16 protein-coding genes and 2 pseudogenes are annotated in these 14,293 nt (G+C 63.1%); 12 read left to right on the top strand and 6 right to left on the bottom strand.

Features of this window, described 5'->3' with window-relative positions:
- Positions 1–277: 277 nt before the first annotated feature.
- A pseudogene (locus P1U48_RS11075) lies at positions 278–1,296 on the top strand (IS481 family transposase).
- Positions 1,297–1,372: 76 nt separating this feature from the next.
- Here the strand turns inward: P1U48_RS11075 and P1U48_RS11070 are convergent.
- A pseudogene (locus tag P1U48_RS11070) lies at positions 1,373–1,546 on the bottom strand (transposase); the annotation flags it as partial.
- Between the two features lie 287 nt (positions 1,547–1,833).
- On the opposite strand from P1U48_RS11070, the gene rpmG reads away from it, so the two are divergent.
- On the top strand, positions 1,834–2,001 hold the full coding sequence (rpmG, locus tag P1U48_RS11065; protein WP_301069042.1) for a 50S ribosomal protein L33: 168 nt from the start codon (positions 1,834–1,836) through the stop codon (positions 1,999–2,001).
- Positions 2,002–2,106: 105 nt separating this feature from the next.
- The gene (locus tag P1U48_RS11060; RefSeq protein ID WP_301069041.1) at positions 2,107–2,616 is read left to right on the top strand and encodes a GNAT family N-acetyltransferase; all 510 of its coding nucleotides are present in this window, start codon (positions 2,107–2,109) and stop codon (positions 2,614–2,616) included.
- Positions 2,617–2,672: 56 nt separating this feature from the next.
- Here the strand turns inward: P1U48_RS11060 and P1U48_RS11055 are convergent, their stop codons facing one another.
- The 3 genes from P1U48_RS11055 to dgcN form a co-directional block, all read right to left on the bottom strand.
- On the bottom strand, positions 2,673–3,536 hold the full coding sequence (locus P1U48_RS11055; protein ID WP_301069040.1) for a D-amino-acid transaminase: 864 nt from the start codon (positions 3,534–3,536) through the stop codon (positions 2,673–2,675).
- 15 nt (positions 3,537–3,551) lie between these two features.
- Positions 3,552–4,517 carry an N-acetyl-D-Glu racemase DgcA gene (gene dgcA, locus P1U48_RS11050; protein ID WP_301069039.1) on the bottom strand — a complete coding sequence of 322 codons (966 nt, stop codon included), beginning with the start codon at positions 4,515–4,517 and terminating at the stop codon, positions 3,552–3,554.
- A gap of 128 nt (positions 4,518–4,645) precedes the next feature.
- A complete protein-coding gene (dgcN, locus tag P1U48_RS11045) occupies positions 4,646–5,647 on the bottom strand; it encodes an N-acetyltransferase DgcN (protein ID WP_301069038.1) in 1,002 nt (333 codons plus the stop codon).
- A 247-nt stretch (positions 5,648–5,894) separates the two neighbouring features.
- Between dgcN and P1U48_RS11040 the strand changes: the two genes are divergently transcribed.
- Positions 5,895–6,857: an L-malyl-CoA/beta-methylmalyl-CoA lyase gene (locus P1U48_RS11040; protein WP_301069037.1), complete on the top strand. Its 963-nt coding sequence runs from the start codon at positions 5,895–5,897 to the stop codon at positions 6,855–6,857.
- Between the two features lie 60 nt (positions 6,858–6,917).
- On the opposite strand, the gene P1U48_RS11035 is transcribed toward P1U48_RS11040, so the two are convergent.
- Complete coding sequence (locus P1U48_RS11035) at positions 6,918–7,520, bottom strand: hypothetical protein (RefSeq protein WP_301069036.1); 603 nt, start codon at positions 7,518–7,520, stop codon at positions 6,918–6,920.
- An 80-nt stretch (positions 7,521–7,600) separates the two neighbouring features.
- Positions 7,601–8,029: a peptidylprolyl isomerase gene (locus P1U48_RS11030; protein ID WP_301069035.1), complete on the bottom strand. Its 429-nt coding sequence runs from the start codon at positions 8,027–8,029 to the stop codon at positions 7,601–7,603.
- Between the two features lie 166 nt (positions 8,030–8,195).
- On the opposite strand from P1U48_RS11030, the gene P1U48_RS11025 reads away from it, so the two are divergent.
- The 8 genes from P1U48_RS11025 to pcaH all read left to right on the top strand — a co-directional run bounded on the left by P1U48_RS11025 (position 8,196) and on the right by pcaH (position 14,292).
- Positions 8,196–8,882 (top strand): haloacid dehalogenase type II, encoded by a 687-nt coding sequence (locus tag P1U48_RS11025; RefSeq protein WP_301069034.1) that lies wholly within the window; start codon positions 8,196–8,198, stop codon positions 8,880–8,882.
- On the top strand, positions 8,882–9,709 hold the full coding sequence (locus P1U48_RS11020) for an alpha/beta hydrolase (protein WP_301069033.1): 828 nt from the start codon (positions 8,882–8,884) through the stop codon (positions 9,707–9,709). The genes P1U48_RS11025 and P1U48_RS11020 overlap by 1 nt, the downstream gene beginning before the upstream one ends.
- Entirely contained in the window at positions 9,706–10,689 is a 984-nt protein-coding gene (locus P1U48_RS11015) for a threonine/serine dehydratase (RefSeq protein ID WP_301069032.1), read from the top strand. Before P1U48_RS11020 ends, P1U48_RS11015 begins: the two co-directional genes overlap by 4 nt.
- 9 nt (positions 10,690–10,698) lie before the next feature.
- Positions 10,699–11,136 carry a MaoC family dehydratase gene (locus P1U48_RS11010; RefSeq protein WP_301069031.1) on the top strand — a complete coding sequence of 146 codons (438 nt, stop codon included), beginning with the start codon at positions 10,699–10,701 and terminating at the stop codon, positions 11,134–11,136.
- 95 nt (positions 11,137–11,231) lie between these two features.
- Positions 11,232–12,401, top strand: a complete 1,170-nt coding sequence (pobA, locus tag P1U48_RS11005) for a 4-hydroxybenzoate 3-monooxygenase (protein ID WP_301069030.1) — start codon at positions 11,232–11,234, stop codon at positions 12,399–12,401.
- Positions 12,401–13,189 (top strand): 3-oxoadipate enol-lactonase, encoded by a 789-nt coding sequence (pcaD, locus tag P1U48_RS11000; protein WP_301069029.1) that lies wholly within the window; start codon positions 12,401–12,403, stop codon positions 13,187–13,189. The genes pobA and pcaD overlap by 1 nt, the downstream gene beginning before the upstream one ends.
- A complete protein-coding gene (gene pcaC / locus P1U48_RS10995) occupies positions 13,182–13,571 on the top strand; it encodes a 4-carboxymuconolactone decarboxylase (RefSeq protein ID WP_301069027.1) in 390 nt (129 codons plus the stop codon). Before pcaD ends, pcaC begins: the two co-directional genes overlap by 8 nt.
- A complete protein-coding gene (pcaH, locus tag P1U48_RS10990) occupies positions 13,561–14,292 on the top strand; it encodes a protocatechuate 3,4-dioxygenase subunit beta (protein WP_301069026.1) in 732 nt (243 codons plus the stop codon). Before pcaC ends, pcaH begins: the two co-directional genes overlap by 11 nt.
- The last annotated feature ends 1 nt before the right edge of the window (position 14,293 follow it).

Here is a 14,293-nt window from a genome sequence, read left to right as displayed (position 1 = left end):
TTTCCGCCACGCCGCCACGCGCGTTTGCCGGGGTGGATACCAGATTTAGGGTTACATCCCCATGAGCATCTGGCCCATGAGCCTCTGGAAATGACAAACTGAACCGCGCCGGGTTTGTCGGAGGCCATTTGCTCCACTTTACGTGAATTAGTCTTGATGTGATCTGACACCGCCCCCTTCCCAGCACGCTGGAATGGGGACGGAGCATCTCTTGAACGAGATGACGGTTGTCCGTTTTGATGGTGGTGCAAACCGAACCATCAACAAGGAAACCACAATGTTGAATACTTCTGAAAAAATCATCAAGCACAAGACTGGGCTGCTGAACCTGGCCGAGGAACTTGGCAACGTATCCAAAGCCTGCCAGGTCATGGGCATGTCGCGTGACACGTTCTACCGCTACAAGTCGGCGGTCGAGGATGGGGGCGTCGAGGCGCTGTTTGAGCGCACGCGGCGCAAACCCAATCTGGCGAACCGGGTGGATCAGGCGACCGAGGACGCTGTCATCAAATCCGCTACGGATTTCCCGGCCTATGGCCAGGCCCGCACGTCCAACGAGCTGCGCAAGCTGGGGGTGTTCGTTTCGCCCTCGGGCGTGCGGTCGATCTGGCGAACTTCAAGACCCGCCTGAAAGCGCTGGAAGCCTTGGTCGCCGAAGAGGGCGGCATTCTGACCGAAGCGCAGGTGCAGGCGCTGGAAAAGAAGAAATTGGACGACGAAGCCTGCGGCGAGATCGAGACGGCCCACCCAGGTTATCTTGGCTCGCAGGACACGTTCTACGTCGGCACTCTCAAGGGCGTCGGGCGCGTCTATCAGCAGACCTATGTCGACACCTACAGCAAGGTGGCCCATGCCAAGCTTTATACCACCAAAACGCCGATCACGGCGGCGGATCTGCTCAACGACAGGGTGCTGCCGTTCCATGAGGAAAACGATCTACCGGTGCTGCGCATTCTGACGGATCGCGGGACGGAGTATTGTGGGCGGATCGACAAGCACGACTTCCAGCTCTTCCTGGCCATCAATGACATCGACCACACCAAGACCAAGGTGAAATCGCCTCAAACGAACGGCATTTGCGAGCGGTTCCACAAAACGATCCTGCAGGAGTTTTACCAGGTCGCGTTCCGCAAAAAGCTCTACGACAGCATTGATACGCTTCAGGCCGATCTGGATGAGTGGCTGCATCATTACAACCACGAGCGTACGCATCAGGGCAAAATGTGTTGCGGCAGAACGCCCATCGAAACTATGATCGAGGGTAAAACAATCTGGAAGGAAAAGTTCGTGAACTGAACTTGACCTGACAGACGCCGCCAGAAAAATGGCCAACTGTCAGATCACATCTGAACCACTACACTTCATGTCGATCGCCGAACACCCCGGCCGCGCCCTCAAGCAGCTGGTCGCACCACTGCTTGATCTGCTTCGGATGGCTGTCGAACTCCTGCGCCAGCTCGATCGGGGTCGTCTTGCCCTTGATCGCGACCACCGCCACTTTCGCCTTGAATGCCGGGCTGTGGTTCCGGCGCGGCCGTCTTGCCATGGTCTTCTCCCTGCTCGCAGCATCCTGCCGCTGTTGCACGGAAAATCCACTTGTCCCGACCGTTCAGATGTCCGGAACCACCTCTGCAAAACCTGAATTCTTACCGCTTCTTCTGGTCCAAAATACCTCGGTGGGGGGCGGCCGGAGGCCGACGAGGAGATGCCCCCCCCCAACCGGTTTCGGTATTTTCCCCTTCCTTTGCAGTTGACTCCCCCCCGCCTATCGCTAAAAGGCAGGCTTCGTGAGATTTCGCGGGCCGCAGCTGGCCCCACCGCAGGAGAAGACCAATGGCGAAGCCGACCACCATCAAGATCCGCCTGAACTCGTCCGCGGGCACTGGCCATTTTTATGTGACCAAGAAAAACGCACGAACCATGACCGAAAAGATGGCGGTGCGTAAATACGACCCCGTGGTGCGCAAGCATGTCGAATACAAGGAAGGCAAGATCAAGTAACGATCGCCCCCTTGCAAAGACCAAGCCGAGCCGCGCCATCCCAGCGCGGCTCTTGTCTTTTTCAGGGTCGCGCGCCTCTCCCTTCTCGGGATCAGGACCACGACCATGTGCCAGAGCATCACCATCCGTCCGACCATCCCCGCCGATGCGGCGCGGGTCACCACCCTGCTGGGACGCTCCTACCGCGCCCTGCTGGCCTCTGACTACCCGACCACCGTACTCGCCGCCGCCCTGCCGCTGATGACCCAGTCACGCCCGCGGCTGCTGCGCTGTGGCACCTATTTCCTCAGCGAGGATGACACCGGTCGCACCCTGGCTGTCGGCGGCTGGACCGACAGCTCGCCGCATGGCCGCGCCGGTCGCCGAGGTCAGGGCCATATCCGCCATGTCGCCACCGACCCCGAGCATATCGGCCAGGGCCATGCCCGCCGATTGATGACCGAGGTGCTGCGCTCTGCCGCCGCCGCCGGGCTGACCCGGCTGCATTGCCAAAGCACGCTCACCGCCGAGCCGTTCTATGAGAGGTTGGGATTTACCCGCAGTGGCGGCATCGAAATCCGCCTGGCCCCCGGGGTGCTGTTCCCGGCGGTGCAGATGTGTGCGCAGCTGGACTGACCCTGAGCGCCCCGCCTATGCGGCGGGGCGCGGCCCTTGCTCGCCAGCGGTCAGTATCAGCGCGCCGCCTTGCGGCTTTCCTCAAGATAAATCTCGCGCAGCCGCAGCGCCACCCGCCCCGGTGTGCCGCTGCCGACCTTGGCGCCGTCGATCTCGACCACCGGCATCACGAAACTCGAGGCCGAGGTGATAAAGGCCTCATCCGCCGCCTGCGCCTCGTCGATGGAAAACGACCGCTCCTCGACCTCCATCTGCGCCTCACGGGCAAAGCGCAGCACCGCAGCGCGGGTGATCCCGTGCAGGATGTCATGGCTCAGCGCCCGGGTAATGATCTTGTTGCCCTTGACGATATAGGCGTTGTTGCTGGTGCCCTCGGTCACCGCCCCCTCCTCGACCATCCAGGCGTCATCCGCCCCGGCGGCTTTGGCCATCATCTTGCCCATCGACGGATAGAGCAGCTGCACCGTCTTGATGTCGCGCCGACCCCAGCGGATATCCTCGATCGAGATCACCGAAATCCCCTTGGCCACCTTCGGATCCTCGGCCAACCCGGGTTTGGACTGGGTGAACAGAACCAGGGTCGAGGGCACCTGTTCGGGATCGGGAAAGGCAAAATCCCGGTCCCCGGCGGCGCCACGGGTGACCTGCAGATAGATCATCCCGTCGACGAGCGCGTTCTTTTCGACAAGTGCCCGGTGAATGTCCAGCAGCTCCTCAGTGGAACAGGGCGTCGCCATATCCAGTTCGCCCAGCGAGCGTTGCAGCCGCTTGGCATGGCCGTCGAAATCGATCAGCTTGCCGCCCAACACGCTGGTCACCTCATAGACGCCATCCGCCATCAGGAAGCCACGATCAAAGATCGAAATCTTCGCCTCTTCCTCAGGCAGGTAATTTCCATTCACATAGACGGTGCGGCTCATCTCAACTCTCCCAACTCAGCCCCAGAGCGCAGGCTCGGGCGGATACACGCCTTTTTCGTCGTAAAACAGCGGCGTGGCGCGGTCTTCGGCCAACAGAAGCGGCCCGTCAAGGTCTGTCACCATCGCCCCCTGCGCCACCAGCACCGCCGGCGCCATTGCCAGCGAGGTGCCGACCATGCAGCCAACCATCACCCGATAACCCTCGGCCAGCGCCGCTGTACGCAGGCGCAGCGCCTCACTGAGCCCGCCGGTCTTGTCCAGCTTGATGTTCACCACGTCATATTTGCCCGCCAGCCCGGCCAGGCTAGCGCGATCATGGCAGCTTTCATCGGCGCAGACCGGCACCGGGCGCGCCATGCCGATCAGCGCCTCATCCGCACCCGCTGGCAAGGGCTGTTCGACCAGCGCCACCCCCAGCCGCACCAGATGCGGAGCCAGATCGGCATAGACCGCCGCGCTCCAGCCCTCATTGGCATCAACAATAATCACCGATTTCGGCGCCCCGCGCCGCACCGCCTCCAATCGCGGCATGTCATCCGGGGTGCCAAGCTTGATCTTCAGGATCGGCCGATGCGCGTTCTTTTCCGCCTGGGCCTGCATCTCGTCCGGTTCGGCCAGCGACAGGGTATAGGCGGTCACCTCCGGCCCTGGCACCGGCAGCCCGGCCAGTTCCCAAGCCCGTTTGCCCGCCCGCTTGCTTTCCAGGTCCCAGAGCGCGCAATCAACCGCATTGCGCGCCGCCCCGGCAGGCAGCAGATCGGCAAGCGCAGCCCGGTCGAACCGGTCCGGCAGGCCGCGAATCTCGGCGCTCACGCTCTCCAGGGTCTCGCCATAGCGCGCATAGGGCACACATTCGCCCTGGCCGCTGAAACCGCCCTCCTTGATCTGCACCCGCAACACCTGCGCCTCGGTCCGGCTGCCGCGCGAAATGGTGAACACCTGCGCCAGCCGGAATGTTTCGGCCGTGACCTCAATCTGCATCGCCACCCCTTTCCTGCTCTGGTTATCTTCTTCTGGTCACAACTATCTTGGGAGAGCGCGAGGGGGCAACGCCCCCTCGTCAACCCTCAAGAAAGGCGCGCGCGCCGCGCAGATTTTCCTCAGATCGCTCAAACCGCCGCCAGCGCATCCACCAGCCGGGCCGCACCATGGCGGAACGGATCGACGCAGGGCAGACCCATCCGCGCCTCGACCTTGGCGCAATAATCGGCGGCCTCGGCCTCACCCATCTGCTGGCTGTTGATCGAGATGCCGACCACTGTGCAGGCCGGGTTGGCCACCTGCGCCAATCGCAGACCGATGTCGCGCAGGTCTTCCAGGCTCGGCAATTTGTATCCCGGCAACCCGCGCATATGGGTCCGCGTCGGCTCATGACAAAGAATCAGCGCGTCCGGCTGTCCGCCATGCACCAGCGCCATCGTCACCCCGGAATAGGAAACATGGAACAGACTGCCCTGCCCCTCGATCATGTCCCAATGATCGGCATCATTGTCCGGGGTCAGCCATTCGATTGACCCGGCCATGAAATCGGCCACCACCGCATCCAGCGGCACGCCGTTGCCGGTGATCAGGATGCCGGTCTGGCCGGTGGCGCGGAAATTCGACTTCATCCCGCGCGCCTTCATCTCCAGATCCATTGCCAGCGCGGTATACATCTTGCCGACCGAACAATCGGTGCCGATCGCCAGACAGCGCTTGCCGGTCCGCTTTTCACCATTGGCGATCGGGTATTTCACGCTCGGCACCCGCACGTCATGCAGCTGGCGCCCGGTCGCCTCGGCCACCGCCTTCAAGTCCGGCTCCTCGCGCAGCAGGTTGTGCAGCCCCGAGGCCAGATCGAACCCCTCTTCCAGCGCTTCGATCAGCACCTTTTTCCAGGCCGGGCTGATCAACCCGCCCCGGTTGGCGACGCCGATCACCAGGGTCTTGGCCCCCGCCGCCCTGGCCTCGGCCAGGCTCATGTCAGGCAATTTCATATCGGCCAGGCAGCCTGCCATCCGGAACTGGCCGACGGCATTGTCGGGTCGCCAGTCGCGGATGCCCTGGGCCACCTTGGCCGCCAACGGATCGGGCGCATCGCCCAAAAACAAGAGATATGGAGTGTCGATCATGGCTTTGCCCCGGCATAAGTGTTCCGGTCCATTCAAACGGGTGCGACACACAAATGCTTTGCAAGTCTGCGGCTGCCGCCGGCTCTGGTGCAAGTTTTTCCGCGACTGGCCGCTTTTGTGCGAAGATTCTGCGCAATGCGGCCGGGCCTGCCTCACCACAGAGCAAAATGGAGCTTGCGAGGCCGGGCGCAATTTCATACCCCTCGACCCCATCATAACGAAATTTCATTGCCCGCAAGGAGCACCCATGTCCTTCCGCATCCAGCCTCAGCCCCCCGCCCGTCCCAATCGCTGCCAGCTGTTCGGCCCCGCCTCGAATCCCAAACTGCCACCGAAAATGGCCACCAGCGCCGCCGATGTGATCAATCTGGACCTTGAGGACGCCGTCGCCCCCGACGACAAGGAAATGGCGCGGCAAATGGCCGTCGATGCGATTGGCGATATCGACTGGGGCGCCAAGACGCTGTCGGTGCGGATCAACGGGCTGGATACGCCCTATTGGTATCGCGACGTGGTCGATCTGCTGGAAAAATCCTCGGACCGGCTCGACATGATCATGATCCCCAAGGTCGGCTGCGCCGAGGATATCTATGCCGTCGATGCGCTGGTCACCGCCATCGAGCGCGCCAAGGGCCGCACCAAGCCGATCAAATTCGAAGTGATCATCGAAAGCGCGGCTGGCATCGCCCATGTCGAAGAAATCGCCGCCGCCTCGCCCCGCCTGGAGGCGATGAGCCTCGGCGCGGCAGATTTCGCCGCCTCGATGGGGATGCAGACCACCGGCATCGGTGGCACCCAGGAAGATTACTATATGCTGCGCGAGGGGCAGAAATACTGGTCCGACCCCTGGCATTGGGCGCAGACCGCGATTGTCGCCGCCTGCCGCACCCATGGGCTGCTGCCGGTGGACGGCCCCTTTGGCGATTTCAGCGACGATGATGGCTTCCGCGCCCAGGCGCTGCGTTCGGCCACACTCGGCATGGTCGGCAAATGGGCGATCCACCCCAAGCAGATCGCCCTCTCGAACGAGGTGTTCACCCCGTCGGATGCCAAGGTCGCCGAGGCCCGCGAAATCCTCGCCGCGATGGACGAGGCGCAGAAAAATGGCGCAGGGGCAGTGGTTTACAAGGGCCGTTTGGTCGACATCGCCTCAATCAAACAGGCCGAGGTGATCGTCAAGCAATCCGAGCTGATCGCCGCCAACACCTGACCGACCCGGCACCGGGCGCGCGGCCAAAGCCCGCGCCCGGGACACACATGGGCGAGAGGCTCACGCTTCCGGCTTGTCTTTGCCGCTTCTGACGGTTTCCCGGGATTGGGCGAGCCCCTCGGCAAAACCTTCGGCATCGCCGTAATCGACAAAATCCTGATAATGGCCATGCCGCCCGGCGACCCGTTCCGCATGTTTGATCGGGCACCAGAAAGCCTCGGTCCGGCCGGCGACTTCACGGATATAGGCAATCAGCCCGTTCACATAGCCGCAGTAGACGCAGTTCAGCTTTTGCAGCCAGTTGAGATAGGCCAGCCGGTGCCGGTCGATGCGGATGTAATCTCCGCGTTTGGCCTTTTCGATGCCATAGACCGGGAAACAGATCGCCTGATACAGCGAGACCCAGATATCGACGATGACAAAGGGCACGATCAGCGAATAGATCACCGGCGCGACCATAACCACGCTGGGTCGGGTCCGGGCGAGAAAGCTGGCCCAGCCCTCGCGCAGTTCTTTCTGGCGTTCATGCACCCCGGCCTCGAACCGGACCTTGCCGTTTTCGACCCGGTAGCGAAACTTCTCGCGTTGTTGCGCCAGTTCCACCTCCAGATCTTCCTGGAGCGAGGCGATGCGTTTGCGAATGGAGTCAAGTGGTTTGGTCATGGTGAATTCCCGGCCTGTGGCACATAAACTTACGCGCTTCTGGCCGGAAATCCAGAGATCAATCCCGAAGGCGCCAGGCCTCAGGCGATTGCGATCAATTCAATGGCGAAATTCAAATCCTTGCCCGCCAGCGGGTGGTTGGCGTCAAGCGTCACCTCGGTGTCAGTGACCGCGGTCACGGTCACCGGCAGGGTCTGACCATCCGGAGTCTGGACCTGCAATTGCAGCCCTTCCTCGACCGGGATTTCCGCCGGAATCTGATCGCGCGGCACCACCTGTTTGGCATCGGCGTTGTGTTCGCCATAGGCCTCGGTGCAGGGCACGGCGACGGTCTTGCTGTCGCCCACCACCATGCCGGGGATCGCCTGATCAAGGCCGGGAATGATCTGGCCCGAACCGACGACGAATTCCAGCGGGTCGCGCCCGGCTGAGCTGTCGAATTCGGTCCCGTCATTCAGGGTGCCGGTATAGTGAATTCGGACAGTATCGCCCGCTTTGGCCTGTGTCATGAAGGCTCCTGTCATTTTCAGCTGTGTTGGGATGGGTTTGTCGGGGCCGCTGTCTGCGGGTGCCCGAACGGATGCGGAATTCTAGGCCAGAGGCCCGGGCGATGCAAACACCCCTTCCGCCGCCGGTTTCAACATGGCAGGCTCAACCCGAAACAAGGAGCTTGGGATGCCTGTCACCACCTGCATTTTCGATGCCTACGGCACCCTGTTCGACGTCGCCGCCGCCGCCCGTGTCGCCGCCGCCGAACCGGGGCGCGAGGCGCTGGCCGCCTGTTGGCCGAAACTCGCCGAGGATTGGCGGATCAAGCAATTGTCCTATTCCTGGCTGCGCGCCGTGGCCGGGCAATATTGCGATTTCTGGGTCGTCACCCAGGACGCGCTGGACTGGGCGCTGGAGGCGCAGGGGCTGGCCGGAGATGCCGCCCTGCGCACCCGACTACTGGCGCTGTACCGTGAGCTTGCGGCCTATGCCGAGGTGCCCGCGATGCTGCGGGCGCTGCAGGATCGCGGCCTGACCTGCGCGATTCTGTCGAATGGCTCGCCGGGAATGCTGGCCGATGCGGTCGCCTCGGCTGGGATCGGCGAATTGCTCGACTCCTGCCTCTCGGTGGACAGCGTCGGCATCTTCAAACCGGCGCGGGTCGTCTATGACCTGGTTGGCCAGCGCTACGGCTGCGCCCCCGGCGAGGTTCTGTTCGTGTCCTCAAATGGCTGGGACGCGGCAGCAGCGGCGGATTACGGATTCGTCACCGCCTGGGTGAACCGGCGCGGCGAGCCCATCGACCGGCTGCCCGGCCGCCCCGCCCATATTCTGACCGATCTGTCCGACCTGCCGAACCTGGAGATTTTCTGATGCCACATTTCATCGCCCCTGACGGGATATCGCTCTACTACGAAGACGCCGGCACCGGTCTACCGTTGCTCTGCCTTTCTGGCCTCACCCGCAACGCCCGGGATTACGACTATGTCGCGCCGCATCTCAGCGGGGTGCGGATGATTCGGATGGATTACCGGGGCCGGGGTCATTCCGACTGGGCCGACCCGGCCACCTATGACGTCAAGGTCGAGATGGCCGATGCGCTGGCGCTGCTCGACCTGCTGGGGATCGAAAAGGCGGCGGTGCTGGGCGCCTCGCGCGGCGGGCTCATCGGGATGCTGATGGCGGTCAAGGCCAAGGACCGGATGCTCGGCCTGGCGCTGAACGATATCGGTGCGGAGTTGAATAGCGCCGGGCTGGAGGTGATCCGCGGCTATGTCGGCAAACACCCGGAGCAAAAGACCGTGGAAGAGGCGGCCAAGGCACGGATGGCGTTGAATGCGGAGAAATTTCCCGGCGTGCCGCTGGAGCGTTGGCGCAAGGAGGTGACCAACACCGCGGTGCTGACCGACGAGGGGCTGCGCCTGAATTACGACCCCCGCCTCGCCGATGCGCTGGGCAATGGCGAGGCAGCCGCGGTCACCCTGGATCTCTGGCCGCTGTTCGAGAAGGTGGCGCCGCTGCCCTGCGCGGTTATCCACGGCGAAAATTCGGACCTGCTGTCCCGGGAAACCGTCGATGAAATGGCCCGGCGCAATCCTGATCTGATCACCGCCCATGTGCCGGACCGCGCCCATATCCCGTTTCTGGACGAGGCGGAATCGCTGGCGGCGTTGAACCTTTGGCTGGGCCAAATGCAATGACCGGCTTTGCCCTCGACATGTCTGATATCGACGCCGCCGCCGCCCGTCTGGCCGGGCATGTCCGGCGCACGCCGCTGTTGTCCTCGCCGTTTCTGGACCAGATCGCCGGGCGCCGGGTTCTGGTGAAACCGGAATGCCTGCAACACACCGGCAGCTTCAAGGCGCGCGGCGCCTGGTCAGCGATTTCCGCCCTGCCCGCCGATGTCCGGACCCGTGGCGTGATCGCGTTTTCCTCGGGCAACCACGCCCAGGGCGTCGCCTGGGCGGCGGCGGCGCATGGCGCGCCTTCGGTGATCATTATGCCCAGCGACGCCCCGGCGCTGAAGATCGCCAACACCCGGGCGCTGGGTGCCGAGGTGGTGCTCTATGACCGCGAAACCGAAGACCGCGATGTGATCGGCGACACCCTGGCCAGTGAACGCGGCCTCTCGCTGATCAAGCCCTTTGACAATCCGGTGGTGATCGCCGGTCAGGCCTCGGTCGGGCTGGAGATCGCCGAACAGGCGGCGGACCTGGGCGTGGACAGCGCCGAGGTGCTGGTCTGCTGCGGCGGCGGTGGGCTGACCTCGGGCGTGGCGATGGCGCTGGCCGATCGGGCGCCGGGGCTGACCACCCATCCGGTCGAACCGGCGGGGTTTGACGATGTCGCCCGCTCACTCTCCACCGGCGCAATCCAGCGCAATGCCCGGCTGTCCGGATCGATCTGCGACGCGGTGGTGACGCCGCAACCGGGCGAATTGACCTTTCCGATCATGGCCGCGCTCTGCGGTCCCGGAATCACGGTCAGCGACGATCAGGCACTGGCGGCGATGGCACAGGCGTTCCTGCGGTTGAAGCTGGTGGCCGAGCCCGGCGGCGCGGTGGCGCTGGCCGCAGCGCTCTATCGGGGCGACGTCCTTGCCGGCGACACGGTGATCGCAGTGATATCAGGCGGCAATGTCGACCCGGCGATGTTCTCCCGGGCGTTGGCGACGCTGTGAGGATCACCGATGTATTTTGACGACTTTGCCGCCGGTCAGGCCTTCCACACGCCCAGACATACGCTGAGCGAGGAGGAGATCCTGGCCTATGCCCGCCAATATGACCCGCAGCCCTTTCACATCGACCCCCAGGCCGCCGCCGCGTCAATCTATGGTGGCATCATAGCCAGCGGCCTGCAGACCTGCGCCATTGCCTTTCGCCTGACCCTCGACGCGGATCTGTTCAACGAATCGTCGATGGGCTCGCCCGGTATGGATCGTATCCGCTGGCTGCGGCCTGTCCGTCCCGGTGACACCCTCGGCGTTCTGGCCGAGGTCACGGCGGTTACCCCCTCCGGGTCACGCCCGGACCGGGGCCGGATCGATGTCGATTATTCCGTGCGAAATCAATCGGGTGAAATCGTTCTGACCTATGCGATCACGCATCTGCTGAAACGCCGAGGCTGATCCACTGACGCGCCCGGCGGCCGGTACGCCACAAAATTAATTGATGTCGACAATTAAAATACTGAATGTTCTCCCCGAACGGGGAGAGGACATGCATGCGCACACAGGTCGCCATCATTGGCGGCGGGCCATCCGGCTTGCTGCTGTCCCAGCTTCTGCACAGGGCAGGAATCGACAGTGTCGTGCTGGAGCGCAAGACCCGCGACTATGTGCTGTCGCGGATCCGGGCCGGGGTGCTGGAGCAGGGCTTTGTCGGGCTGATGCGCCAGGCCGGTGTGGCCGAGCGGATGGACAGGGAAAGCTTTATCCATGACGGCACCCTGATCGCCAATGGCAACGAACAATTTCGCGTTGATTTCGTCAAACACACTGGCAAACCGGTGGTGGTCTATGGCCAGACCGAGGTCACCCGCGACCTCTATGATGCCCGCGCCGCAAGTGACGGCAAGATCGTGTTCAACGCCGAGGCGGTGGAAATCCACGGCGCCGACAGCGATGCGCCCTATCTGACCTATTCGGTCGATGGCAGCGAACAACGGCTTGAGTGCGATTTCGTGGCCGGTTGCGATGGGTTCCATGGGGTGTCACGGCAAAGCATTCCGGCGAATGTCCGGCGCGACTATGAAAAGGTCTATCCGTTCGGCTGGCTTGGCATCCTGTCGGAAACCCCGCCGGCGGATGATGAATTGATCTATTCAAAATCTGAACGCGGTTTCGCACTCTGTTCGATGCGCAATGCCAACCTGTCACGCTATTACGTCCAATGTTCGTTATCCGACTCTGTCGAGAACTGGAGCGATGCCGCCTTTTGGGACGAGTTGAGGCGCCGGATCCCCGAAGCGGTGGCCGAAAAGCTGATCACCGGCCCTTCGATCGAGAAATCCATCGCGCCGCTGCGCTCTTTCGTGACCGAGCCGATGCGCTGGGGCCGCCTGTTCCTCTGCGGTGACGCCGCCCATATCGTGCCGCCGACCGGGGCCAAGGGGCTGAACACCGCCGCCTCGGATATCCATTACCTGTTTCAAGGGTTGAAGGCGCAGTATCACGACACCGAGGCCGAAGGGCTGGACCTCTATTCTGAAAGGGCGTTGTTGCGGATCTGGAAGGCGGAACGCTTCAGCTGGTGGATGACCAACCTCTTGCATCGCTTCCCTGACCAGCCGGAATTCGACCTCAAGATGCAACAGGCCGAAATCAACTTCTTGCGCGACAATGACGCGGCGCAGAAGGTGATGGCGGAAAATTATGTAGGGCTACCATTCTGATGCATATCGCGAAACTCGACGACATCCATATCCACTATGCCGACGAAGGCGACCCGGCGGGCGCGCCGATTGTCTTTGCCAACTCGCTGGGCACCGATTTCCGGCTCTGGGACAAGCTGCTGCCGCTGTTGCCCGCCGGGCTGCGGATCATCCGCTATGACAAGCGCGGTCATGGGCTGAGCGAGGTGACAGCGGCGCCCTATTCGATGGGCATGCTGGTGCGCGACGTGGAGCGGCTGATGGACCACCTCGGCGTCAAGGACGCGCTGTTTGTCGGATTGTCGATCGGCGGCATGATCGCCCAGGGGCTGGCGGCCAAGCGGCCCGATCTGGTGCGCGCTGTGGTGATCTCGAATTCAGGGGCCAAGATCGGCACCCGCGAGATGTGGGCCGACCGGATCGCGGCGGCCCGCGCCACCGGGATCGCACCGATGGCCGACGGGGTGATGGAGCGCTGGTTCTCTGCCGGGTTTCGCGCCACGGACGAGTTGACCGGCTGGCGCAACATGCTGGTCCAGCAGAATATCGACGGCTATGCCGGGTGCTGCGCCGCAATCTCGGGCACGGATTTCTATACCACCACCGCCGCCCTGCGGATTCCCGCGCTTGGCATCGCCGGGTCCGAGGATGGATCGACACCGCCGGATCTGGTGCGCGAAACCATTGACCTGATCCCCGGGTCCCGGTTCGCGCTGATCCGAGGCGCCGGTCACCTGCCCTGTGTCGAAAAGCCCGAAGACTATGCCCGGGTCCTGAACGATTTCATCACCGGCACCGGCCATGTCTGACAAGCGCGCACAGGGCGAGGCGACCCGCCGCGCGGTTCTGGGCGACGCCCATGTGAACCGCTCTAAAGGCGGGTCGAGCGATTTCGACGCGGGCTTTATCGAGCTGATCACCGAAGGCGCCTGGGGATCGATCTGGTCATCGGAGGCGATCAGCAAACGCGAACGCTCGATGCTGACGCTGGCGCTTTTGGCGGGCTTGGGGAATTTCGAGGAATTCCAGCTGCATCTGCGCGCCACGGTCAACACCGGCGCGAGCAAGGTCGATATCCGCGAGGTGCTACACCACGTCGCGATCTACGCCGGGGTGCCGCGCGCCAATCACGCGTTCAAGCTGGCCAAGGACATCTATGCCGAACTGGAGGAGCAAGGCGATGACCATTGACCTTGGGCCACTCGTGCCCCGCGACCGGACCGCGCATCCGGTGGCCTACGACGTCGATTACAAGACCAGCGTGCCGCGCAGCCCGCAATGGCCGCTGCTGTCGATGGAATCGACCCCCTCCGAGGAAACCGGCCCGCGCTTTGGCCAGTCCCTGCTGGGGCCGCTCGACAACAACCTGATCCTGAACTGGACCGGCGGCACGGCGGCGGCGGTGGGCGAGCGGATCCTTGTGCATGGGCGGGTGCTGGATGAATTCGGCCGCCCGGTGCCGCAGACCCTGGTCGAGATCTGGCAAGCCAATGCGGGCGGGCGTTATCGCCATGTGAAAGATACCTATTTCGCCCCGATCGACCCGAATTTCGGCGGCTGCGGGCGCACCATCACCGATGAAAACGGCTATTACGAATTCCTGACCATCCGCCCCGGCGCCTATCCCTGGCCGAACCGCGCCAATGACTGGCGGCCGATGCATATCCATTATTCGGTTTTCGGGCATTCCTTTGGCCAACGGCTGATCAGCCAGATGTATTTCCAGGGTGACCCGCTGATCGACATCTGCCCGATTGCCGCGACGATCAAGGATCGCAGCCAGCTGGATCGGCTGGTCGCGCCACTGGATATGGCGAAATCCCGACCTTTGGATTTCCTGGCCTACAAGATGGATATCGTGCTGCGTGGACGCCGCCAGACGATGTTCGAAAACAAGATCGAGGGGATGTGAG

Origin of the sequence: Pseudooceanicola sp. (genome assembly GCF_029213205.1) — a bacterium.
Lineage (GTDB): Bacteria > Pseudomonadota > Alphaproteobacteria > Rhodobacterales > Rhodobacteraceae > Pseudooceanicola.
This window is presented reverse-complemented; position numbering and strand designations above follow the sequence as displayed.